We start from the raw sequence: 657 nt of genomic DNA, 5'->3' as shown, positions 1-657 counted from the left end.
ACGCACGGCTGTCGCCCAGCAACTGTGAGCTGTTCGTGGTCTGCTGTGGCGTCGAATCGTCGGAATCGGGCCATTTGTCCCGTGCCGGACTTGCATACGCCGGAAGGGAAATTGCCTGTGCGCTCAGTGAGACGATCATGGTCAGCAGTCGTGTCGGCCGCCGCGGTGACGGTGTCGCTGTCCGTGGTGATGGCCCCGCCGGCCACCGCCGCGGAAGGTGGACCCTGCGGGCAGGGTGGGAACAGCTCCGGCAGTTCCGGTAGCGCCACCGGTTCGTTGGGCAAGGTCCTGCCGTGGATCACCGGTTCGCCGGACGGGGCGCTGCCGCAGTTGACCGGCCGCACCAAGGCGATCGAGATGGTCACCGGCCCCGGCAGCCCGAACGACACCATCAACAGGTTCAACGTCTCCGGCACGGATCTCGGCATCATGTGGGACAACGGCTTGCCTGGCGCGGACCACGACACACTGGTCGCGTTCGGCGACACAGTCGGCGAGTGCGGCTCCGAGGGTGACGACTGGCGCAGCAACGTGCTCTTCCGCAGCGCCGACACGAACCTGGCCGACGGCATGCGGATCGACAGCTCGCCGCTGGACGCGCCGAACCACTCGAAGGAGATCATCCCCGGCTTCGCGATTCCCGGCGAGTTCACGACC

Annotated in this window: 1 protein-coding gene; it reads left to right on the top strand. The window is 67.1% G+C overall.

Features of this window, described 5'->3' with window-relative positions:
- Positions 1 to 81 precede the first annotated feature (81 nt).
- The coding region (locus tag AC1DYG_RS18750; protein WP_477641381.1) for a DUF4185 domain-containing protein at positions 82 to 657 on the top strand (576 nt) is incomplete at its 3' end.

This window comes from Pedococcus sp. P1_H8, assembly GCF_056405175.1.
Note: the sequence above shows the minus strand (reverse complement) of the source record. Positions and strands in the feature narration are given on the sequence as shown.